General features: G+C 43.8%; 15 protein-coding genes. 5 read left to right on the forward strand and 10 right to left on the reverse strand.

What is annotated here, in order from left to right:
- Position 1: 1 nt before the first annotated feature.
- Positions 2 to 1,663, reverse strand: coding sequence for a serine hydrolase domain-containing protein (locus tag ACSLP7_RS11660; protein WP_435579469.1), 1,662 nt, complete (start codon positions 1,661 to 1,663; stop codon positions 2 to 4).
- 185 nt (positions 1,664 to 1,848) lie between these two features.
- On the opposite strand from ACSLP7_RS11660, the gene ACSLP7_RS11665 reads away from it, so the two are divergent.
- Both ACSLP7_RS11665 and ACSLP7_RS11670 read left to right on the forward strand, forming a co-directional pair.
- Positions 1,849 to 4,269 carry a TonB-dependent receptor domain-containing protein gene (locus tag ACSLP7_RS11665; RefSeq protein WP_435579470.1) on the forward strand — a complete coding sequence of 807 codons (2,421 nt, stop codon included), beginning with the start codon at positions 1,849 to 1,851 and terminating at the stop codon, positions 4,267 to 4,269.
- Positions 4,270 to 4,288: 19 nt separating this feature from the next.
- The gene (locus ACSLP7_RS11670) at positions 4,289 to 4,870 is read left to right on the forward strand and encodes a hypothetical protein (RefSeq protein ID WP_435579471.1); all 582 of its coding nucleotides are present in this window, start codon (positions 4,289 to 4,291) and stop codon (positions 4,868 to 4,870) included.
- Here the strand turns inward: ACSLP7_RS11670 and ACSLP7_RS11675 are convergent.
- A complete protein-coding gene (locus tag ACSLP7_RS11675; RefSeq protein ID WP_435579472.1) occupies positions 4,867 to 6,330 on the reverse strand; it encodes a magnesium chelatase in 1,464 nt (487 codons plus the stop codon). The genes ACSLP7_RS11670 and ACSLP7_RS11675 overlap by 4 nt on opposite strands.
- A gap of 6 nt (positions 6,331 to 6,336) precedes the next feature.
- A complete protein-coding gene (locus ACSLP7_RS11680; protein WP_435579473.1) occupies positions 6,337 to 7,461 on the reverse strand; it encodes a vWA domain-containing protein in 1,125 nt (374 codons plus the stop codon).
- Positions 7,462 to 7,569: 108 nt separating this feature from the next.
- On the opposite strand from ACSLP7_RS11680, the gene ACSLP7_RS11685 reads away from it, so the two are divergent.
- The 3 genes from ACSLP7_RS11685 (at position 7,570) to ACSLP7_RS11695 (ending at position 13,505) form a co-directional block, all read left to right on the forward strand.
- On the forward strand, positions 7,570 to 10,752 hold the full coding sequence (locus tag ACSLP7_RS11685; RefSeq protein ID WP_435579474.1) for a WD40/YVTN/BNR-like repeat-containing protein: 3,183 nt from the start codon (positions 7,570 to 7,572) through the stop codon (positions 10,750 to 10,752).
- 72 nt (positions 10,753 to 10,824) lie between these two features.
- Positions 10,825 to 12,228, forward strand: a complete 1,404-nt coding sequence (locus tag ACSLP7_RS11690) for an SLC13 family permease (RefSeq protein ID WP_435579475.1) — start codon at positions 10,825 to 10,827, stop codon at positions 12,226 to 12,228.
- An 89-nt stretch (positions 12,229 to 12,317) separates the two neighbouring features.
- The gene (locus tag ACSLP7_RS11695) at positions 12,318 to 13,505 is read left to right on the forward strand and encodes an LETM1-related biofilm-associated protein (RefSeq protein ID WP_435579476.1); all 1,188 of its coding nucleotides are present in this window, start codon (positions 12,318 to 12,320) and stop codon (positions 13,503 to 13,505) included.
- Positions 13,506 to 13,556: 51 nt separating this feature from the next.
- On the opposite strand, the gene ACSLP7_RS11700 is transcribed toward ACSLP7_RS11695, so the two are convergent.
- From ACSLP7_RS11700 to ACSLP7_RS11730, 7 genes are all read right to left on the reverse strand, one after another.
- Positions 13,557 to 17,024 (reverse strand): M36 family metallopeptidase, encoded by a 3,468-nt coding sequence (locus tag ACSLP7_RS11700; protein ID WP_435579477.1) that lies wholly within the window; start codon positions 17,022 to 17,024, stop codon positions 13,557 to 13,559.
- Between the two features lie 160 nt (positions 17,025 to 17,184).
- Entirely contained in the window at positions 17,185 to 17,940 is a 756-nt protein-coding gene (locus tag ACSLP7_RS11705) for a LytR/AlgR family response regulator transcription factor (RefSeq protein ID WP_435579478.1), read from the reverse strand.
- Positions 17,941 to 17,957: 17 nt separating this feature from the next.
- Complete coding sequence (locus tag ACSLP7_RS11710; RefSeq protein ID WP_435579479.1) at positions 17,958 to 18,284, reverse strand: 2TM domain-containing protein; 327 nt, start codon at positions 18,282 to 18,284, stop codon at positions 17,958 to 17,960.
- A gap of 20 nt (positions 18,285 to 18,304) precedes the next feature.
- Positions 18,305 to 18,688 (reverse strand): 2TM domain-containing protein, encoded by a 384-nt coding sequence (locus tag ACSLP7_RS11715; protein ID WP_435579480.1) that lies wholly within the window; start codon positions 18,686 to 18,688, stop codon positions 18,305 to 18,307.
- A 91-nt stretch (positions 18,689 to 18,779) separates the two neighbouring features.
- Positions 18,780 to 20,114, reverse strand: coding sequence for a 2TM domain-containing protein (locus ACSLP7_RS11720; protein WP_435579481.1), 1,335 nt, complete (start codon positions 20,112 to 20,114; stop codon positions 18,780 to 18,782).
- Between the two features lie 2 nt (positions 20,115 to 20,116).
- A complete protein-coding gene (locus tag ACSLP7_RS11725; RefSeq protein WP_435579482.1) occupies positions 20,117 to 20,749 on the reverse strand; it encodes a hypothetical protein in 633 nt (210 codons plus the stop codon).
- A gap of 102 nt (positions 20,750 to 20,851) precedes the next feature.
- The gene (locus ACSLP7_RS11730) at positions 20,852 to 23,020 is read right to left on the reverse strand and encodes a TonB-dependent receptor (RefSeq protein ID WP_435579483.1); all 2,169 of its coding nucleotides are present in this window, start codon (positions 23,018 to 23,020) and stop codon (positions 20,852 to 20,854) included.
- Between the last annotated feature and the right edge of the window lie 141 nt (positions 23,021 to 23,161).

The following is a 23,161-nucleotide window of genomic DNA, read 5'->3' on the forward strand; positions in this document are numbered from 1 at the left end:
ATTAATTTTTAGCTGATGGCGTGTAGATCACGTTTTGCACACGACCATAATTTAGTGAAAAACCTTTTAGGGTATTGTCTGAATTGAACTGCGGAGTTAAAATATAGCCTCCATTGACCCTGATGGTATTTGCTCGGATTAACTCAGCCTCAAGTGCTCTGTCTTTTAGTTGAACTGTGAATTGATTTTCTCCTAAGTAGCGCACCAGCATTTTAGAATCCAATTCCGCATTAGCGTAATCTCCAGAAAGCTTTTGTAGTTCTTCTGGGATGATCTCTAAAGGAGGCAACCACCCTGCTTTGCGCATAGGTATCTGCTGATGGTACAGTTCAAAGTCGAATTTACCCGCGCTGTTCTCACTGGGTACAAATGCGACTGCCAAACCAGAACCGTTGGTGTACTTATACACATTCCCTTTAAAGTGTTCCAAGGCAACGGGGTTGGCTCCTTTAATTTCTCTAAACAAAGTATCATTGCGCTTTACTATGGCGACCTCGGTGCTTGATTCTAGCAAATAGGTACCTAAAATGGAACTTTCTTTGGGTTTGGCCCCTAGAGTCTCTGGCATGCTTGGTGAGGCGACTCCCTGTTCTTGAGGACCGTAAATGGTTTCTAAAACTTGTGTTGCCAGATAACTGGCGTCCACTATGCCGTTGTTCATTACAAACACAGACAATTGATCCTGTGGCAAACGCGCTACATGAGCTCCGTAAGCCCCAGTGGCTCCAGAATGATAAATCATAGGCTGACCGTTAAAATTGCCTTGTTCCAAGCCGTAACTGTAGCCCGTGGGTGAAAGATCCAAGGCTTGCTGGCTAGTAGCCTTCCAAGAGTTTTGATCTGCGAGCACTGCAGCCTGGATCTGCTTCTCATAATTGAGCATATCGCCTAGAGAAGTGTAGAGAAAACCATCTCCATGCAAATCGGTGATCATTGGATAGATCTGCCAACGGCCATCTCCCCAATTGGCATAAGCTGTTGTTTTATTAGGGATGACCTCCATATAATTGTCAGAAAATTGGGTGTGATTCAGTCCGATGGATTTGAACCAGTTTCTGGAATAATCGGCAAAGGATTCTCCCGTGACTTTCGCGACAACAGCAGCCAGTACAATATATCCACTGTTGCTGTAGGTATAATCACTACCTGGTTTAAAATTGAGTGTTTGTTGCTTTTGTAGCATCTTTAAAACGGTCTTATTGCTTAAGCCCTCGCGCCTCCACCAAGGGTTTCGCTGTACCGCCATTAGATCACAATAATCTCTAATCCCGCTGGTATGTGTGAGAATCTGCTCTATAGTGATGGGATCTTTAATAGCCTTGTATAATTCAGGTAAATAGGTTCTTAGATCGTCCTGCAAATTCAGTTTACCTTGCAAACTAAGGTCTACAACCATAGCAGCAGTAAACTGTTTGGCTACTGAGGCAATATTAAAAACCGACTGCTCGTCTACAGGGATCTGATATTCCAAATTGGCGAAGCCTGCATAATGCTCAAAGACAACCTCTCCTTTATATACAACTCCAACAGCAACTCCAGGAGTGTCATCTCCGATCTGTTGATCTATTAGTGATTGTAAGGCTGCTTGGTCAATTTGTTGGGCATGGATTGCTCCTGTAACAGCTAAAAATAGGCTCAGTAAAAATTGTGTTCGTTTAGTCATGATGATGAATTTTACTCAAATGTAAGGAGTTGAATTTGATTGAACTAGCTCCATCAGACGAATGGGCCTATAGCCCGATGAATGGTCCGGGTACGTTCGTCGGCTTATAGGCCCACTGGTCGGTTTGTACTTTTATATGTCTTAAAACCATCACATATTTGCCTTGTCAATCAAACATCAGCATTATGAACAATTCAATCAAAAAACGAATTTCACTACTTCTCATCCTCTTGAGTAGTGGTTTGCTCGAGGGCCAAAATCTAGAGCTTAGCGGGCAGTTAGTAGATCCAAACCAACAAGCCGTTGCCTTTGCCACTACTTACCTCTACAAGGCGCAAGACAGCACTTTGGTAAAGGCGACCATCACCGATGCGGATGGCTTCTTTTTAATTAAGGAGTTGCCAAGTGACCGGTATTATATTGCGTTAAACAGTCTAGGTTTTGCTCCCTACCAATCCGAAGCATTCAACTTAGACCATAACTTAAAACTACCGACTATCCGTTTAGAGGAAGCCGCAGAAGCCTTGGATGAGGTTACCATTATTGCCGAAAAGCCGATCGTAGAGGTTTTAGCGGACAAGACCGTATTTAATGTGGATAAGACCATCAATGCCACAGGAAGTACCGGTTTTGAATTACTCCGTAAAGCACCGGGAGTACTCATTGACAATAACAACAGCATTATTGTAGAAGGAAAAGCCGGCGTGCAGATCTATATTGACGGAAGACCTTCTGTGCTGGCCGGCCAAGATTTGGTGAATTATTTGGAAACCTTGCAATCCACAGACATTGAATCTATTGAGATCATCACTCAACCCTCCTCTAAGTACGAGGCTGCAGGAAACGCCGGTATCATTAACATCATTCTAAAGCGCAACAAAAGCTTAGGTACAAACGGTTCTTTGACCTTGGGATATATTCAAGGAAAGTTCCCACGGGTGAACAGCTCTGTAAATTTGAACAACCGCGGTAAAAAAACCAATCTCTACGGCACCTACAGCAATCGTTTTGGAGACGGTTTTGGTTTTATTGATCTGTTTAGACGTCAGAACGGAACCACCTTTGATCAGCGCAGTACAACCGTTTTAGACATCAACAATCACAACATCAAAACAGGTTTTGACTATTACATCAATGACAAACATACTCTGGGCGTACTTTTCAATGCCAACTTTAGTAATGTGATCAACAGCACCGACAGTCGTACGCCAATCATTCCAGGAGGACAAACCATGCCGGTAGAAGTGTTGATCGCTCAGAGCAACTCAGACAATGTTTCTTCAAACTTGAACGGTAACCTCAACTACAAATACAAAGACACCATTGGTCGTGAATTCACAGTAGATCTTAACTACGGAAATTTTTACAGCGATCGCAACAACTTTCAACCTAACTTCTACCTAAACGGAGCAGAAGAAGATACGCTGAGCGAATCCATTGCGCGTTTTATCACGCCGATTCAGATCGATATTCTAGCGGGACAGGTAGATTACGAACAGCCGCTTATGGGCGGAAAAATCGCTTCGGGAATTCGCTATTCCTATGTCAAGACCAACAATGTGTTTGACTTCTTTGATGTGGTGGACGGACAAGAGATCCTCAACCTGGAACAAACCAACACCTTTGATTATACAGAACAGATCAATGCCGGCTATTTGAATTACAATATCCGTTGGGACAAATGGAATTTACAGTTGGGCCTACGCGTAGAACAAACCATCTCTGAGGGAGACTTGACCTCTGCCCAAGACAACGCCAATGATCTGGTGGAACGCAACTATACCGATTGGTTCCCCAGTGGTGGATTGACTTATCAACTAAATCGAAAGAACAGCTTTGCCTTGACTTACAGCCGTAGGATCCAACGCCCGACCTATCAAAGTTTGAATCCTTTTCAATTTAAGATTGACGAGCTGACCTTTAGACAAGGAAATCCCTTCTTGCAGCCGCAGTACACCAACAACATCAAACTATCACACACCTATAATTACCGTTTGACTACTTCTTTTACCTATACCTACATCTCTGACTTTTTTGCTCAGGTTACCGAGGCATTGGGAGAAGATCAAAACTTCATCAATCAGCGTAATGTGGCCAACCAACGGGTTTATAATTTTGGAATCTCCTACCCTACGCGTATTAACGATTGGTGGAGCATCTATTTTAGTGTCAATGCCTTTAGAAGTGAATATGAAGCCACCTCAGAAGATTTCTTGGCGGTGAGTCAAAACACCTTGAGTTTCTACGGACAGAACACCTTTAAGTTACCTGCGGATTTCACCTTTGAGGTCTCAGGTTGGTTTCAATCGCCTTCTATTTGGGGAGGAACCTACCAGACCAATAGCTTAGGTTCTTTAGATGTAGCGCTGCAAAAAAAGTTCTTCAATGACAAACTTACCCTTAGAATTGCGGGCAGCGATATCTTATTTACCTCGCCATGGTCTGGGGTTACTGAGTTCGGAGATCTGATCATAGACGGTAGCGGAGGTTCAGACAGCAGACAGTTTAGACTCAGTTTGAACTACAACTTCGGTTCTGACGAGGTCAAAAAGGCGCGTAAAAGAAAAACAGCCATTGAAGACGAATCCGGCCGTATCGAAAATTAATCATCAAAAAACGAGAATCATGAAATTCATCCTAACAATCATCCTAGTACTCTCCGCATTACTGGCGCAGGCGCAGGACAAATATCTAACCATTGTTAGATCAGACAAGGCTTTTGACCAAGTGACCTATCCGCCAAATACACGTTTTGAACTCAAAGATGCTCAAGGACAAATCGTATTTTCAGATAAGAGTCTTATGGGAAACTTTGAAATCACGGAAGTCTATGAACTATCGGTTTATCCAAATTACAAGGATGAACCAGACCATTTTACCTTAAAAACCGGGCAACTGCAACTCAACAAAGCGGAGCGTCTCAGAGTATCGCGTTCTTCCAGTGATTGGGGATATATGTCCTCCGGAGTAACAGTAGAAAAATCCCTCAAGCCTTCTCAGCGTAATTACGGTTTGCAAAATGTTACCTTGAATTTCAGCAACGGTGTGGAGTTCACCTATACCGATGGCGATTACAAAGCTGTTTTAAACGGAAAAGAGCTGGAGATCAAAGGCAAATACCTAATCTACAGCCCTCTTGGAATTCATAAAGTCAGTTTCAATCCGCAGAACGGAAAAGTGTACTGGGTCTTTGAACCGCGTTCTTAAAGCCCGCTTATATAGCTTCCATAAAGATCTTTAAAATGAAGACCATCTCCCATTGGGTGTTTGCTAAGCTTTTTGTACTCGGCGAGTGCCCAAAGGATGCTCTCCTTGTAGAAAGATCGATCTTCCTTGGTTACATCTGGCGTGTATTCACGTACCAAGTCATCTAGAGGTACAATACGGTTCAAAGCGCTGGTATATTCGCTGTCTGAAAGGTTATCTAAAAGTTCAAAACCGGGTTCTTCAAAGAACCAAGCGACAACCTCAGCATAAGGATCTTTATCTCCGTCGCGCTGCAGTTTTTCTACTTTAGGAAAATGGTTTTCAAAGCTCGCTAATACGGCATCAGCAATTAATTGTTGTGCTACTTGTGCCGCCCCTTCTTGTTCGCCTTCGTATACAAGCTCAACCTTTCCAGTGATAGCAGGAATGACTCCCATAAAGTCACCCAAACGCACGGTGGTCTCAGATTCATTATTGATCAAAGCACGGCGCTCGGCAGTACTGAGTAAGTTTTGGTAGGCCGTAATACTCATTCGCGCACTAACGCCACTCTTGGCGTCAATAAACTCGCTCTTACGAGCTTCAAAACTGATCTGTTCCAAAATATCTTTAGCCAAGTCTGGCACATAGATATTGGCCTTTTCTGCTGCCGCAGCCTCTGTTTCCTGTTGGGTAATCTTTCTGGCGATCTCCAAACTGTCTGGATAGTGCGTTAAGATCTGCGAACCAATACGGTCCTTAAGCGGTGTTACTATACTTCCGCGATTGGTGTAATCTTCAGGGTTCGCCGTAAATACGAACTGAATATCTAAAGGCAAACGCAATTTGAAGCCGCGGATTTGTACATCTCCTTCTTGCAGAATATTGAACAGCGCCACTTGAATGCGCGCTTGAAGATCTGGCAATTCATTGATCACAAAGATGCAACGATTGGCTCTAGGGATCATTCCAAAGTGAATCACGCGATCATCCGCATAGGTCAATTTTAAATTAGCCGCTTTGATCGGATCAACATCGCCAATAAGATCAGCAACAGTAACGTCTGGAGTTGCTAGCTTTTCTGCAAAACGATCTTCTCGGTGCAACCAACTAATTGGTGTGTCGTCTCCCTGATCGACTAATAATTCACGAGCATAGCGGGATACTGGCGCAAAGGGATCGTCATTGATCTCACTACCTGCAACTACCGGAATGTACTCATCCAAAAGACTGATCATTTGACGCGCTAAACGCGTTTTTGCCTGTCCTCTAAGGCCTAATAAGTTTATGTTGTGCTTACTCAGAATGGCGCGTTCCAGCTCCGGGATCACGGAGTATTCATAACCGTGAATGCCCTCAAAAACGGTCTCTTTAGCCTGTAATTTGGTAATGAGGTTCTTGCGCAATTCATCTTTGACAGACTGATAGCCGTAGCCTGCAGCCTTGAGTTCTTTAAGCGTTTTAATATTCTCTGTATTCATAGCTTTTTATCCTTTAATTCGCTTTTTGCGATTGGCTTCGTAATCGGTAAAAATCATCTCGCCCAAACCTTTAAGCCCTGTATAGAAGGCCTTGCCTTGGTTAGCAGCTGTAAAGTGATCCACAAACTGCATCAAATACGGGTCTTGGGCAATCATAAAAGTGGTGATAGGAATGTGCAGCTTTCGGGCCTGTGCCGCCATAGTGTAGCATTTGCTCACAATATGCGGATCCAATCCATTGCTGTTTTTGTAGTAACGCCCGTCTGGAAGTTGCATACAACTTGGCTTCCCATCGGTGATCATAAAGATCTGTTTGTTGGTATTTCTTTTTCTGCGGAGCATATCCATGGCCAGTTGCAACCCAGCTACCGTATTGGTATGATAAGGTCCTACTTGCAGATAGGGCAAGTCTTTTACCTTAATGGGCCAGGCATCATTACCAAAGACCAATATATCTAAAGTGTCTTTGGGATAACGCGTCATGATCAATTCAGATAGCGCCATGGCTACTTTCTTGGCTGGAGTGATTCGATCCTCTCCGTAGAGAATCATGCTGTGGCTGATATCTATCATAAGCACCGTGCTCATCTGCGCCTTGTACATCGACTCTTCTACCACTAAGTCTTTCTCCGTTAGATGGAATCCATCCAAGCCGTTATTGATCTGGGCATTGCGCAAGCTTTCCGTCATGGAAATACGATCCAAGGCATCTCCAAATTGGTAGTTGCGAAACTCTCCGGCCATCTCATCTCCGTTACCGGTATATTTTGTTTTGTGGTTCCCTGATCCGCTTCGTTTTAAGCGTCCAAAGATCTGTTCCAAAGCTCTTTTGCGTAGGGCACGCTCGGTCTTCTCGGTAAGTGCTACTCCGCCGGAACCGTCGGGTTTGATCTCTTCGCGGATATAGCCCTTCTTTTTAAGGTCCTCAACAAAATCGTCTAAGGTGTAATCCTCTGTGGTAAGTTGGTATTCCTGATCGAGTTGCTCAAGCCAATCCATCGCCTCGTCAAAATCTCCGGAAGTATGGGTGATCAACTCCTGAAAAACTTCGAACAATCGGTCAAAGGGAGACTGCTCTTCTGCTTCGTGACGGGTAAAGGCAAAGCCTATGGAACGCTTCGGATTCTTCATTGTATAAAATTAAGACATTCTCAGGCCAATAGCTAGGTGTTAACACCGCTTTAAGAATTGTATACATCTTATGTAGTACCTTTAAGCTTTCTGAAAACCAACCTGACCATGAAACACCTTTTATTAGGCGTTGCCATCCTATTCTCACTCGGAGGATGGAGCCAAACAGTAGACTTAGAACAATTTGAAAACATGGAACCCCGAAACATCGGTCCGGGGGGCATGAGCGGGCGTGTAACTGCCATTGACGTAGTACACGATAATCCACAAATGATGTATGCCGGAACCGCTTCTGGAGGCCTTTGGATGTCTGATTCCGGAGGGATTGACTGGGAACCGATCTTTGACAATCAGCCCACAGCCTCTATTGGAGCCGTAGCCATTCAGCAATCCAATCCTAGTGTGATCTGGGTTGGTACCGGAGAAGGAAACCCTAGAAACAGTCTTAACGGCGGATTTGGAGTGTATCGTTCCCTAGACGGCGGAAAGAGCTGGGAATCTATGGGCTTGGAAGAAACGCGTCACATCCACCGAATCATCATTCATCCAGACGATCCAAACACTGTTTATGTCGGTGCCATTGGAAGTCCTTGGGGAGAGCATCCGCAGCGTGGCGTTTTCAAAACCACTGATGGCGGAAAGTCTTGGGAAAAGGTATTGAGTGCTAATAACAAGACGGGAGTAGCCGATATGGTTATGGATCCGTCCAATCCAAACAAATTGATCGTAGCTCTTTGGGAGCACAAACGCGATCCGTGGTTCTTTAAATCTGGAGGCGAAGGCTCTGGCCTATTCATCACTTATGACGGTGGAGAGAATTGGTCAGAAAAAACAGATGAAGACGGCCTGCCTGCAGGAGATTTAGGACGTATTGGTATTGCTATTGCCAGAAATAAGCCAAATGTGGTTTACGCTTTAGTGGAGGCCAAAAAGAACGCCTTATATAAAAGTACTGACGGCGGAGAGTCTTGGACCATGATCAACAATAAGAGCGATATTGGTAACCGTCCGTTCTACTATTCAGAGATCTATGTAGATCCGCAGAACGAGAATCGCGTTTACAGCATCTTTACTTATGTGAACGTCTCTGAGGATGGCGGAAAGAACTTCAACCAACTCATGCCGGCCTACGGAGTCTCTAACGGAGTACACCCAGACCACCACGCTTGGTGGATCCATCCAGAGAACGGCAACTTCATGATAGATGGTAACGATGGTGGACTCAACATAACTCATGACGGTGGAAAGAACTGGCGCTTTGTGGGGAATATTCCTGTGGCTCAATTCTACCACATTGCTGTAGATAATGAGTTCCCTTATAACGTATACGGAGGAATGCAAGACAACGGTTCTTGGAGAGGTCCAGCTTATGTTTGGCGTGCTCAAGGAATCCGTAACTCATACTGGCAGGAGATCAGTTTTGGTGATGGATTTGACGTGGTTCCAGACCGCGACGATTCCCGCTTTGGTTGGTCCATGAGTCAGCAAGGCTATGTTTCTCGCTATGACTGGCAAACGGGTAACAACTATTCAGTGCGTCCTACGCACCCAGATCCAGATGTACAGCTGCGCTTTAACTGGAACTCTGCGATCAATATTGATCCATTTGACAACAGTACGATTTACTTCGGATCTCAATTTGTACACAAATCCACAGATAAAGGTTTGACCTGGGAGATCATTTCTCAAGACTTGACCACCAACGATCCGGAGAAACAAAAGCAAGGAGAAAGTGGCGGACTTACCATGGATGCTACTGGTGCTGAGAACCACACTACAGTCTTGGTCATTGAACCTTCTCCGCTAGAGCAGAACATGCTTTGGGCAGGAACGGATGACGGACGTGTACACTACACCACTAACGGTGGCGGTAGTTGGACAGAAGTTTCCAATAACATTAAAGGCCTACCTGCTGGAAGCTGGATTGTACAGATCAAAGCCTCTAACAAGCGCAAAGGAGAAGCACTATTGGTTGCCAATGATTATAGAAGATACAACTACAGTGCTTATGTATATCGCACCAAGGATTACGGGAAGACTTGGCAGCGTATCGTAGATGACAATGATGTGATCAGTTATACCCTTTGTGTGGTTGAAGATCCTGAAGAGGAGAACCTACTCTTTATGGGAACAGATGATGGACTCTATGTTTCTATTAACGGCGGAGGCGATTGGGTTAAGTGGACCAACGGTTTCCCAACGGTTCCTGTTAAGGACTTAGTGATACACCCCAGAGAGCACGATTTGGTGATCGGTACTTTTGGGCGAGCAGCTTGGGTCTTGGATGACATTCGTCCCTTAAGAGCATTAGCTGCGGATGCAAACAAGTCTAAGTCTACTTTGGCGTTGTTTGATCCTGCAACAGCTTATTTGGCTGCCTACCAACAACCAACTGGAAGTCGTTTTGGAGGTGATGCCCTTTACAATGGAGAGAATCGTGATTTTGGAGCTCAGATCCGTTATTTGATCAACAAGCCAGAACAGGAAGAAAAAGCCGAGGATGCTGAAGAAGACGAGATGGCCGTGAAATGGGACTCCATCACTTTAAACATCTATGACGGACAACGCTTGATCAGAACCCTCAAACAAAAAGCACCTAAAGACAATAAAGTGAACAATTTCACTTGGTACCTCAACGAGAAAGGTGTAGATAGACCAAGCCGACGCATTAGAACGCGCAACTTTGGAGAGCCTGGAGGAGTTGAAGTAAAACCGGGAACCTATCGTCTGGAAATGATCTACGGAGATCAAACGGCAAACAGCCAGATCACTGTAAAGATGGATCCGAGATTAGACGTTCCACCTCAGGCGATTGAAAATGCTTACCAGAATGGTAAAACGCTAGAGTCCATGACGCAGACTGCTGCAGATGCCGTAAAACAATTGGTAGAAAGCAAGAACATTGCCGACGACTATAAATCCAAACTGAGTAAACTCGATAAGGAAGCTCATAAAGAGGCCATAGACCAAAGCAAAGAGATCATTAAGGCCATTGACGAGGTCATTGCTCTTTATTTAGGTAAGGTGGACGAGCGTCAAGGTATTACGCGCAATCCAGAGGTAACTATCATGCAGCGTATCGGGCTGGCAAGACAATATGCTACTAGCCGTCCAAACGGGACAACTTCCACAGAGACGCGTTTAATGACTCAAGCCCGCACTGCTTTACAGGCAGGTTTAGATGCAACCAACACCTTCTTTACCGATCAGTGGCCAAGCTATCGCGAGGCTATGGAAGCCATCAACACTTCAGCCTTTAAAGAAGTGAAACAATTTAGTTTGCAGAATTAATTTGCCTAAATTCGGACAGAAGTCTGTTTGATGGAACGTAACTATACAAAAACAAAGAAAGCAGGCCTCATTATGGGGCCTGTTTTATTTATAGTCCTTTGGTTTTTTAAAGGACATATACTCAGTGATGCTGCGGACCCAGTAATTGCCGTAGCTGCTTGGATGATCTGTTGGTGGATCACAGAGGCAGTCTCAATTTCTGTTACCGCCTTATTACCGCTAATCCTTTTCCCGCTAACCAATGTGATGCCCATAAAGGAAGTGGCTCCGCATTACGGCAGCAGTATTGTGTTTTTATTCTTCGGAGGATTTGTGATGGCCTTGGCCTTGGAAAAAGTGAATCTGCACAAACGTCTGGCCTTATCCATCATTAAGATCACGGGAACCTCTCCCAACCGAATTGTGCTCGGTTTTATGTTAGCCACTGCCCTTTTGAGTATGTGGATCAGTAATACGGCCAGCGCTTTAGTCATGCTTCCAATTGGTCTTTCTGTGATCAATTTGCTGATTGATGATGCCGATGGTTTTACCAAAAACGACAGGAACTTTGCGTTAAGCGTCATGTTGGGAATTGCTTACGCAGCCAACTCCGGAGGAATTGCGACCATCATTGGAACTCCGCCAAATTCGGTGCTCATCGGTTTTCTGGAAAACGAATACAACACTACAATTTCCTTTTTGAATTGGATGGTCATGGGCCTTCCCTTTTCCATAATCATGATTGGCTTGGTTTACTTTATTCTAGTGCACGTGGCCTTTCCAAACCGCCTGAAACGCTTTGATGCGTCCAAAGACCTCATCGATTCAGAATTAAAAAAACTAGGTGGTTTAAGCCGAAAAGAAAAGCAAGTATTAGCCGTATTTGCTGTAGCCATAAGCCTTTGGATCTTTAGAGGAGTCCTGAATGCTCAATTTCCTGGCTTAGGGCTGACCGATACAGAAATTAGTATGTATGCCGCAATTGCGCTCTTTGTTATACCCAATCGATTCTCTAAGGGGCAGTTTATTTTAGAATGGCAAGACACCTCAAAACTAGCTTGGGGAATCTTGATCCTCTTTGGTGGAGGCCTGGCGTTGGCTTCTGGTTTATCTCAAGCTGGTATCATAACTACCATTGCGAATTATATCGCAGCGATGGATGGATTGAGCACCACCACCATTGCCATTTTGATCATTGCCGTAATGCTCTTTATGACCGAATTAATGAGCAACGTAGCATTAGTGGCAATTTTTGCACCTGTTGTTGCCGGAATCGCTTTAGGACTTGATATGCCCATGGAGCATTTGCTCATTCCTGTGGCTATGGCTTCTAGCTGTGCGTTTATGTTGCCGATGGCCACTCCGCCAAACGCCATTGTCTTTGCCAGTGGATACATCAAGATCAAGGACATGGTACGGGCAGGATTCTTCCTGAATCTGCTGGCCGTTGGACTGCTGTTTATATTTCTTAAACTGGTGATTCCTTTTGTTTTCTAAGCTGGGTTCAATCAGGTCAAATCAAAAAAAATACACAGAATACCGCAACGCATTAGCGACAGGACTTTTTTATTTATACATTTGAATCAATGAATCCCTCTGCAGCTGGTTGGATAGATAAATTTTTTCACGAGTTTTCAAATGAAGACCTCTTAGTCCCTTTTGAACCCAAAGGACATTTCTATACCCAATTGCGAAAAACGGGCTTTGTTTACGGCAACTCTGTCGCTGCCTTGGTCAATAAACCCATCAGTGAGCTTAATCTCACGGCTGCAGAGTTAAACAAAGCCAACCTACTCCACAGTCTTTACGTAATCTATTACAAGCAAACCCAAGTTTCTAATGTCAAAAAGTTCTTAGAACACGCCATTAGCTTCTATCGGGAGATCGATCGCGGTCGCATGAGTCTGCTTTCTAAACTATCCTTGGGTAAATCGGTTAGTAAGAATCTAGAGAAGATCTTATCTGCTCGAATTTTGGAGAGTGATGCCACATTAAAAAAAGAACAGACCTACGCATTTTCTAATGTACTCTTGGCCACGGATCTGTTGACCTATCAGATCTATTGTGATTCTCCGATGTTGGCGAAGAACTATGCCACTTCTTTGGAAAAGGCCATTGCCACCTATTGCTTCGGAGCTTTACAATCCAAAACCAAACAAGATAAATACGATATACTGCTCTTAGAGCTGTTTGAAATGGCTGGATTGAGCACCACAGCGGCTCCCTTAGAAATGTTCTTTAGCGACACGCATATGACCCTAACAGCACCTTATTTGTTAGACCTCTGCTGTATGGCCATTAAAGACGATTTAAAGGTAGAACCCTCCGAGCGTGAGTACATCTTGCATTTGGCCATTCAATTGGGCTTAGAACAAGAAGAAGCGCTTGTAGCTTTGGATGAGCTTGAACTCTTTATGGAAGAGCATGAGAATGCTATTCACTTTTTCAATCACACGCATCCGGTTCAGCATTTCTATAAGCAGACCAGTAGCACTGTAGAACGCTTGATTTTACGCAACAAAAAGCGCCTCATCAAAGAGCTCAGCGAAAGCGGAGAGCTGCTTGTGCTTTTAGGGCAATCGACTATACGTGAATTGGACGCTAAAGAAAAAGACAAGGTCAAAGATCAACTTCTGGATATGTTCAAAAGCATTCCTTCACTGACCATATTCCTTTTACCTGGCGGAAGCCTTTTATTACCACTTTTTATCAAGTTTATTCCTAAACTGCTTCCCTCAGCATTCAACGAGAATCGCATTGACGACGACAAATAAAAAAACCCTCGCTTAAAGCGAGGGTTTTTCTTTACGAAAGGTTTGTCGTAATTATTGCTTCACAACACGTTTAACCGTTTGTCCTTGATCTGTGATGATCTGAACAAAGTATAGTCCTGAAGCCACATCGTTTAGGTTGAACTGGATTTCAGCTCCAACACCTTGTACGTTTAGTCTCTTAATCAAACGTCCGTTTACGTCATAAAGGTTCACGTCTTCAACAATCGCAGTACTGCGGTTGCGAAGGGTCAAATCTCCTTGACTTGGGTTCGGATATAGTGTGATCACATTGTCAATTCCAAATTCGTCTACACTCAATACTCCTTCTACAGTTAGGGTAAACGTACAGTCGCTAGAGTTTCCTGCAGCATCTGTAGCAGTAAGTGTTACGGTATAATCTCCAGGTCCTAACTCAGCACCTACCGCAGGATCTTGCGTAATTGTTGGATCCTCTGGACAGTTATCTGAGAAAGTAGCAGATAATGAGTAATCTGGAACTACATAGGGTAGTCCGTCTTCAATTACATATACTTCATCTTCAGGGCAAGTGATCTCAGGAGCAATGTCCTCAGCAATTACTTGTGTAAGTGTACGTGGCGCAACACAACCAGCAAAGCCAATTCCGATGCTCTCGTTAGGCTCCCCGTAAGAAGCTTCCAAACAAGTGTTTGGCCAGTCTAATGCGCTGTCTGAATCTCCGTTACGTTGGAAAGAGTCGTTACAGTTTGCTGTTAGCGCAGCACCTGCACCTATCCAGTCAAGATCGGCAGCAGTAATATTGAATCCAGCTACATTGATATCGAAAGTTGCAAGCGTTGCACTGTCTACGTTCCAGAACGCAGAGTCTACTACGTTTCCAGAAGGATCTAGAATAAGGATCCATCCTGAATCAGGAGCATCGTTATCCCACCATAGGTTACTACCCCAGTAGTCCGCGTCACCTGCAGTATCGTTCCAAGCAATGGCTTCATCTTCATCCATAACACCTAAAGTCTGAACCACTGGGTTCACGGTGTTGATGTTAGAGAATGGCTCTTCACTAACTACTACTCGGTATCCGGTGTAATCAGTTTGTACTCCTACGTTTTGGATCTCAAAACGGTCTGGAGTTTCTAGAGTTACTTCAGAAATTACCAATTTAGACAAGAAGTCATCAGCAGTCTCTTCAGCCCATAGATCAACAGAACCTGTTGGAGTGAATGTGTAGTCAGTACCTTCAAATAAGAAAGCTCCACCTACCTCAGCATCAAACCAACGAATGTTGTTAGCAGGATCTGAAAGTGTTGCAGTTACAGTCACCTCATCTCCGATACATACGTCAGTAACACCAGTTGTCAATGGAGAATCCGGAGTCGCCAATACTTCGATATCATCTGTTGCTACAGAAGCCGAAGCACAAGCTGAATCTCCAATTTCATAAGTGATTGTGTGAACTCCAACACCAGCCACAACTGGGTCAAACGTATAGGTAAGTCCGTCTCCGTTGTCAGTAACACCAGGACCGCTGTATACACCACCAATTGGGCTACCAGCACCTGTTACTTCAAAAGCCTCTTCAGTAGAACATACGTCTGAAGGAGCAGTAAAGTTAGCTTCTCCAGAAGGAGTGTCGAAGTTCTCAGTTCCATCAGCAACACTGAAAGAAGAACCTTGAATGGCGTTGATACCAAGACCACGCTTAGCAAACGCATCCCAAATGATACATTCGTTAGCACCTCCGTAGATCGCAACGTCTGCCGCTAGAATAGCGTCACGACCGTCTACGAATCCAGGGCTACATGGTTGAAGCTTCATCGCTTCCGTAACAAGGGCGATTGCCATTACGTTACCAGCATCTAAAGAAGCATCTCCAGTAAAGTTGTAAATATCAGCATCCCATCCGTTAGCGTCAATCAAGCCCCAGGTCATTTCCCAAAGCATCATGGCCCATACAGATCCTACTCCGTGAGGAACAGCAGACGACTGAATAAAGTCATATGTCTGTGGGTTAATGTTCATATCAGTACTGTATGGGAAAGGACGAATCCCAGCTCCATCAGGACCTTCATTAAATAGGTAAGTACCTACTCCGCGTGGATCTACACCAGCGTCTCCTGGCTCCATAGTCATTACAAGACCGTACCAGTCAGACCATCCTTCTCCCATCTGCTCAGAGTTACCTAAACATCCAGCAGCTCCTGGTCCACCAGTCAAACGGTTAGAAATACCATGTCCGTATTCGTGGATAATTACAAGGTTGTCATAGTCACCGTCACGAGATCCACAAGTATACATCTGCATACGTGGGTTTCCTCCGTCTGGTGGAGTTCCGAAGTTTGCGTTACAAGTTCCAGAACCGTCTTGGGCTTCAGAATCTACAGAGTCTCCTCCGATTCCACCACCACCGTAGTTATTTTCTTGGAAGTTACCTCCAGCTTCATCAAAACCATACTGATACAATACATCGTGAATGATGTTAGTCCAGTAGAAAAGGTTTGTTACTGCCGCAGCTTCGTATTGGTTTGCAGCAGAGTAAGCGATATCCCACTCGAATCCTACACCACCGAAGAACAGGTCAGATCCACCGTCAGGCTGGAATCCTACATTGTCTCCATCTTCATAAGCGTTAGCATTGTTACCACGAGTTGTAGTAAACTCGGCTCCAGCAACACCGTTGGTATCGTGCCATCCAAATGGAGAAGCCGTTGGGTCTGCAGGATTTACTTCAAAAGTACGGTCTCCGAAGAATGGACTTTCTAGCGGTAAAGCGAAAACTTCATAACACTCAACGCATCCACCAGCATCAGCAGCAGACTTGTCTACAGCAGGCTGAAGATTTAGGTTGAAGTTGGCTCCGTGATCGTGTCCACTGTGATCGTGATCTGCATGGTCGTGTTCAAATTCACAGCTTACCATCCAGTTTACGCGGTCAATGATTTGACCAGTGCTAGCATCTACACGAACGGACCACCAGTTTTGCTGGCCGATCTCTAAAATAGAAAGGTCCCAAGCAAGAGTAATGTCTCCTTCTTCTGATTTCTGGTAAGTAAGCGCTACTGGAATCTCTAAAAGCGAGATACCACCGTCGCTCATTAGCATTTTTGGAGATCCTTCAGACAGATCCTCAACGATAGAGAATGATTTTGTCGGCGTGTAACCCAATGCATTAGCTGCTGCAGCGATAGCTCCATCAGCTGAAAGGCCTGGACTGGTCATTCCACTCGACTTGTCAATCGATTGTGAAACAAAACCGTTGTTCATTTTCAATAGTGTTCCATCTGGCATGATGTGCGCAGAGGATTCTGAACCATAAACAGGAATTCCATTTACAAGTTGTCGGTAGTAAACGTGAGTAATTCCACTCACCTTACTAACGTTTTGGTTTGTAATCTCGAACTCAATGTCTTGAGACGTCAGTCCGTGATTTTCTTTTTGTTGGCTTAAGTAGTTAGAGATGGTTGTTGTTGCATCCTGAGCGAATGATTGCAGCGTGAACAAACTGCATAACCCAAGGAGTACAACCAGGGTACATTTTTTCATAGAATTTTGATTTAGCGTTTTTGTTATTCTAAACGTGCTCTAAAGTATTAAAAAAACTATGAATTTGATAACAGAAATTTAACAAAAACTATCAAATGTTAGTTTTTTTAACATTTGGGAATAATTTTGTTTAAACTTTCGCTATCAAGGTATTACACCCTTACTCCAACCAAAGTTTGAAGTCTTTAACTCGTTCGCGTGCCACGATAACGTCCTGATCCTTATAGCTCTCTAACTTAATTTGCAAGCGGGAGTTTGTATAAGAAATGATGTCTTTTATCGCATTGATGTTGATGAAGAACTTTCTGTTGATACGGAAAAAAGTTGCGGGTTCTAACTCGTCTTCCAACTGTTCTAAAGTAGTATCCAGCAGGTAGTCTCGCCCTTCAAAAGTATGGGCATAGGTGCCTTTATTCTCACTGTAGAAGCATTCGATCTCATCTACCGGAATCATGCGTAAATGCTGTCCAATCTTAACGGTAAAGCGCTTTTTGTACTCCCGCTCTACCGGGTTGGTCAATAACTTTTTGATATCCTCAAAGTTGAGTTGCACATTGGAAGTTTGCTTTTGCTGATTCTTGTATTGGTTTATGGCCGAGATCAGCTCGTCTTCATCAATTGGCTTGAGCAAGTAATCAATACTGTTCAATTTAAAAGCTTGCAAGGCGTATTCATCATAAGCCGTGGTGAAGATAATTGCACTGGTAATATCGATTTTATCAAAAATCTCAAAGGAGAGTCCGTCACTCAATTGGATGTCTAAAAAGATGACTTCTGGATGCGAATTCTCCGAAAACCAGGCTATGGATTCTTCAACAGAATGCAATAAGGTCAAAACCTCAACATCTTGCGCTTCTAGCATGCGTTTTAAACGGCGTGCTGACGGCTTCTCGTCTTCAATGATTAATACTTGCATAATAGATTTACGGTAGGTTAGTAATTTAAGTGCTGTTCTTCTTCCTCTTCTTCTCGCATGAATTCACGGATCTTGCGCTCTTCCCAGTTTTTAATGAAGCCGAGTTTATCACTAAAGACCCACAGTCCGTGAAAGAACAGACCAATTCCCCAGAAAAGCGGTGTGGTAAAGATAGACCAGTGCGGGATCTCAAAACCGATGTTCCCTTCGTTAAAAACCAATACTCTAATTAAAATGATGGCCGTATTCACAATTAGGTAAACCACTAGGTGGTTGTAGAACCCTTTTATGTTTTCTACCTTTTTCTTGGCGCGACCGTATTTAGACTCTGTATATTTTTCCATGATTGATAAATGTTGTTTGCTTATTCCCAGCGTTGGCTGGAATTGTAATTCTTATCCGTATCCCAGTTGATCTTATCATCCCAGGACTCCTCCTCTCGTTGACCTCCATTTTCATGGAACTCTTCCTCACGCATGAATTCGCGGATCTTGCGTTCTTCCCAATCGCGGTTGAACACCGGGCTTAATCTAAAGGCTTTAATGGCGTGGAAAACCAACCCGATTCCCCATCCAAAGGCAGCCCACAAAAACCAGACGTAGCTAAATCCGTTGGTCGTGTAATTGATCCAAGCCAAAAATGGAATGATGATCAAGTACCACATCAGGCTGGTATAGAACTTTTTAAGCTCTTCCACGCGTTCTTTAGCGCGGATGTATTTGTTTTGATTTTTAGGACTGTTACTCATGATTTTTAAATTTGATACTCAAAGATATTTAAGGACTCGGGCTGCGACAATTCTTTAGGACCGAACGGTCGTTTTTTACTGCTGAATTGTATTAGAGATCATCTTTGTCCATAAACTCACGGATCTTGCGCTCTTCCCAGTTCTTACCCAGAAGCGGATTGTAACTAAATACTTCCATGGCATGGCCTACGACTCCCAGTCCCCATCCGCCAATTGGAAACAAGGCCCAAGGAAAATCTGTAGACATTAAGTTCAAATAAATAAAGATGGGCACAAAGATCAAATAGATGGCAAAATGCACATAAAATCCTTTGATCTTGTCTACGCGCTCTTGGGCACGCAGGTAACGTTTTTCACTGATATATTCTTGTTGTGTATTCATTGTAGTTGCTTTTTGTTTAGTGAGCAGTGGTATGGCCACTACAAACTCTTTGTTGACTTCTGAGATCAAAACGGGTCGATCTGTCAATAGTTGATAACGTTGTCTGATATTTTGCAATCCTACTCCACTACTCTTTTTGACTACCTGTTTGGGTTGAATATTGTTTTTAACCACCAAGGCGCCGTCTTGTTCATAAATAGTGATCACCAAGCGTTTACTGGGTGTCACCATATTGTGTTTCACCGCATTCTCCAACAGCAGCTGCAAACTCAAAGGCACTACTTTGGCATCTGGGTTTTTTAGGTTTTGCGGCGGATTGTACTCAATCGCTTCTTCAAAACGCATCTTGAGTAGCGAAATGTAAAGCTGTGCAAAATCCAGTTCTTCCTGAAGCGTTACTAGGTCTTTGTTCTTCTGCTCTAAAACATATCGGTATACCTTTGAGAGCGAAGTGGTGAACTTGGTCGCCGCTTTGGGATTCTCTTCAATCAGGCTGGTGAGCACGTTCAAACTGTTGAACAAAAAGTGCGGATCCAGCTGATTTTTCAAAGCGTCAAAACTCGCTGCTGCAGATCCTGCGATCTTCTTTTGCTCCTTGACCTGGGTATCACGGGTAAACTTGTAATAGTAGAAGGTGTAATAAATGGTGAGCATCACCACGGTGATCATCAGGGCCACCATATAGTACTCTGGCTTTTCAGAGGCTAAAAAGTCCCTGATGGCCTTTCCTTCTAAAATTGTGTGAATGAACAATCGGATCACCGCAATGGCCACAATGGTTGCTCCAATGCTGGAAAGGATCGACTGGATCAGGTTTTTCGCTTTAAAGAACTGCTTTCCGTATTTATTGACAAAGTGACTGATGATGTACCCGTTGAGCACAAACAAGACCACAGAATAAATTTGATTGATGGTGAATTCTGTCAACAGCTTGCCAAAGGATTCTATGCGCCATCCCAACATATAGCTGATGATCATCAGCACGATGAAGATGATTATTCCGAATCCAAAACCGCGGATTGCTTCTTTAAAGAATCGAGTCATAATTAGTTATTACAAGTTCTGTCAATTACTTCAAGGCCGTAGTCTTTTCCGTGCTGTGGATAGAACTCTTCACTAGCCTGAAAGTTGTCATATAAAAGTATGGCTTTTTGCAAATCTTCACAGAATTCTGCGGGATCTTGTCCAAAAAAGCGCGCTGCGCCCATATCCCATTCCAGTTTCCCCATGGCAACACGAGGATTGTTCGGATCGATTTTAGCTGCCTTCTGATAAATGGCTGCTACTTTGGGTGCATACTGCATGCCGTACTTTTCACCATCAAAAGCTACCCAAGAGGTATACCATTGCGCCTCTACTACCAGCAATTCTGGATTGTTCGGGCTTACTCCTTTAGCTAGATTTAAATATTCCTGAGCTTTGTTGAGCATGGCGGTTCTCTTGTCCAAATCCATTTCTTCATAGCTCTCAATGGTAATGATCAAGGCTACGTAATAAGCGGGTAACCATTGGTCAGTTTCTACATTAGATATGCGTTCAAAAATGTTTGAAGCTTCTAATGGTTTGTCTTCTCCCCAAGTGGTCAGTGCTTTTTGCATACCCTTTTGGTAGGGAGTTTGTGCTGTGACACCAAAGGCCACAGAGATCATTAAAGCGAAAGTAAATACGAGTGTTTGCATGACTGTTGTGATTAATATGTCGTAAATATCTGGTCTTGTTAGTGCATTTCACACTTAAGTAGACCCAACTGTTGTTTTTTGCTGATGAAGTGTAGTTCTGTCTTAGAGGTTGTCCAATTGGTTGTCTGTTCCGTCATCGGAGATGGTCCAAAAGAAGCCGACAAAGAAGAACTGATCTGCTGCCGGACGCAGGGCTCGGCGATCAAATTGACCGTTTGCATTGGGCGTGTTGGCGTACTGATACCCGTTCACATTTTTAAAGCCCAGCATATTGTTTACCGAGAAGTACAAGATCTTTTGTTGGTCAATGAGATAAGCCCAATTAAAACTCAGACTGTGAAAGTCCTTGGTCTTTTCTTGTAAAAATCCAGGCCTGTTCAGATCCGTATAAGTTCTTCCACTACTGTATTGATAGCTCCAACCCAACTGACTCTTTAGCTTATCTACCCAAAGTTTGGTCACCACAGAGAGGTTATGTGTATTGGCAAAATTAGGTGTGGCTGCTGTTGGAAAGTTTTGATACTGTCGCTCGGTATCCAAATAGGAATAACTCACCCAATAGTCCAGATTCTTAATGGACGTATTATCCCTCCAAAAAAGATCAAAGCCTTGCGCGTAGCCGTCTCCAGCGTTTCCAAATTGACTTTCAAAACCGGCCATTTCCGTGTCAAAAGTGACCAGATCATTATAGTCTTTGCGGTACAGCTCTGCTCTGAAGATCTTTCCTTCATGGCTGAACTGATAGTTTAAGATATAGTGTTGTGTCATCTGCGGATCCAATCCTGGGGAAAACTTTAAAAAGTCATTCCCAACCTGCTGATAAAAGTTTCCGTAAGCCAAAGACAGTTGACTGTGTTTCCCTGTTTTATAGGCTGATGAAACTCGCGGTGCAATACTAAAACGGTCATTGGCTTGGGTGTACTCCCCACGCAGTCCGACCTTTACAGCAAACTTTTTGGAGAAAATGATATCGCTCTCCGCAAAGGCTGCACTGATGTTATTATTGAAGCCGTAATCCACATTAAAGTCTGGATTGTTGAAATTCTCATCAAAATCGGTCCAAAACTGTTCGGCTCCAAAAGCCAACTTAAACCTACTGTTGAATCGCTTTCTCACCTTTGCTTTTGCGTGAACGGAATATTCCGTGTTGTCTATATTGTTGTCAATGATGGTCACATCGGTATTGGCAACGGTAAAACTTCCGCCCAGATCCAACTTCCAACCGTTGTCAAAGCGTTTGTAATAAGAGCTGTTGGTGTACCAGTTTCTGTTCTTTAAACGAAAGAACAAGCCTTCCTCAAGGTTAATATCCTCCTGAGTCAAGCTAAAGTTTGAACTGTCAAAAGCCGTGTAGACCTTTAAGAGTCCGTCTCCTATCTTGTGACGATATACCGCCTCCCCTGCAAAGGTTTCAAAAGGCTCATCCCAATCATTTCGATCTGGATAAACCACTAAATAAGGTGCTAGATTGATGTAAGAAGCATTAAAACTCACCGAACTCTTATCCCAAAGTTTGGTGTGTCCCAAAGAACCTCCCACGGTCATAATGGCTATGTCTGTTTTATTCTGGACAGGCTCATCAATGGTATTGAGCAAAAGCACTGAAGACAAGCCCTGCCCGAATTCCGCAGAATATCCGCCGGTAGAAAAAGTGATCCCATCAAAGAGAAATGGCGAATAGCGTCCGCGAGTTGGAATGTTATTGGTTGTAGGCGTGTAGGGCGTAAAAACACGGATCCCATCTATAAAGATTTGTGTTTCTCCAGCATCACCACCACGAACAAAAAGACGGCCGTCTTCAGAAACCGTGGTGGTTCCTGGTAAAGTTTGCAGCGCTCCGACAAAATCACCCAAGGCGCTTGCTGTGGTAACCACGTCCAAAGGTTTTAAAACGGAGACCTTGCTATTGTCTCCGGCTTCAAAGGTTCCCGCAGACAGCACCACAGTTTCCAATGCATTAAGGTCTTCTCGTAGTTTAAGTGTAAGACCATTCATTGCCGTGATCTCTGCAGCATATTCCAAGGTTTCAAAACCAATGTACGAGATCGAAAGTGTTTGTACTCCTGTTTCTTCGGATTCAAAACTGAAGCTTCCATCGGCGGCAGTGGATGCCCCGTCATAGGTTCCTACTAAAAAGACATTGGCTCCCTCTACCGGGTTTCCGCTAGGATCAGTAACTGAACCGTTTACTGTAGTTTGCCCAAAAGCCTGGATTAAAAACCCTAAACAGGAGATTAAAAATAAGACGAGTGATTTGGTGAATTTTCGCATGAGCGCTGATTTTCATTTTTTGATTGATGGTTCAAAGATGCAGCTGCGAAATCAGTCCGACTAAAAAATCCGACTGAACTGTAAAAAAGGAAGGCTCAACTGAAAAAGTGGTATCTTTAAGGGTAACCAATTTGAAAAAGA

This window comes from Gilvibacter sp. (assembly GCF_965601605.1).
Lineage (GTDB): Bacteria > Bacteroidota > Bacteroidia > Flavobacteriales > Flavobacteriaceae > Gilvibacter.

Coding starts and splice junctions, on each gene's coding strand:
- ACSLP7_RS11660 (WP_435579469.1), bottom strand. CDS start 1,663: ATGACTAAACGAACACAATTTTTACTGAGCCTATTTTTAGCTGTTACA.
- ACSLP7_RS11665 (WP_435579470.1), top strand. CDS start 1,849: ATGAACAATTCAATCAAAAAACGAATTTCACTACTTCTCATCCTCTTG.
- ACSLP7_RS11670 (WP_435579471.1), top strand. CDS start 4,289: ATGAAATTCATCCTAACAATCATCCTAGTACTCTCCGCATTACTGGCG.
- ACSLP7_RS11675 (WP_435579472.1), bottom strand. CDS start 6,330: ATGAATACAGAGAATATTAAAACGCTTAAAGAACTCAAGGCTGCAGGC.
- ACSLP7_RS11680 (WP_435579473.1), bottom strand. CDS start 7,461: ATGAAGAATCCGAAGCGTTCCATAGGCTTTGCCTTTACCCGTCACGAA.
- ACSLP7_RS11685 (WP_435579474.1), top strand. CDS start 7,570: ATGAAACACCTTTTATTAGGCGTTGCCATCCTATTCTCACTCGGAGGA.
- ACSLP7_RS11690 (WP_435579475.1), top strand. CDS start 10,825: ATGGGGCCTGTTTTATTTATAGTCCTTTGGTTTTTTAAAGGACATATA.
- ACSLP7_RS11695 (WP_435579476.1), top strand. CDS start 12,318: ATGAATCCCTCTGCAGCTGGTTGGATAGATAAATTTTTTCACGAGTTT.
- ACSLP7_RS11700 (WP_435579477.1), bottom strand. CDS start 17,024: ATGAAAAAATGTACCCTGGTTGTACTCCTTGGGTTATGCAGTTTGTTC.
- ACSLP7_RS11705 (WP_435579478.1), bottom strand. CDS start 17,940: ATGCAAGTATTAATCATTGAAGACGAGAAGCCGTCAGCACGCCGTTTA.
- ACSLP7_RS11710 (WP_435579479.1), bottom strand. CDS start 18,284: ATGGAAAAATATACAGAGTCTAAATACGGTCGCGCCAAGAAAAAGGTA.
- ACSLP7_RS11715 (WP_435579480.1), bottom strand. CDS start 18,688: ATGAGTAACAGTCCTAAAAATCAAAACAAATACATCCGCGCTAAAGAA.
- ACSLP7_RS11720 (WP_435579481.1), bottom strand. CDS start 20,114: ATGACTCGATTCTTTAAAGAAGCAATCCGCGGTTTTGGATTCGGAATA.
- ACSLP7_RS11725 (WP_435579482.1), bottom strand. CDS start 20,749: ATGCAAACACTCGTATTTACTTTCGCTTTAATGATCTCTGTGGCCTTT.
- ACSLP7_RS11730 (WP_435579483.1), bottom strand. CDS start 23,020: ATGCGAAAATTCACCAAATCACTCGTCTTATTTTTAATCTCCTGTTTA.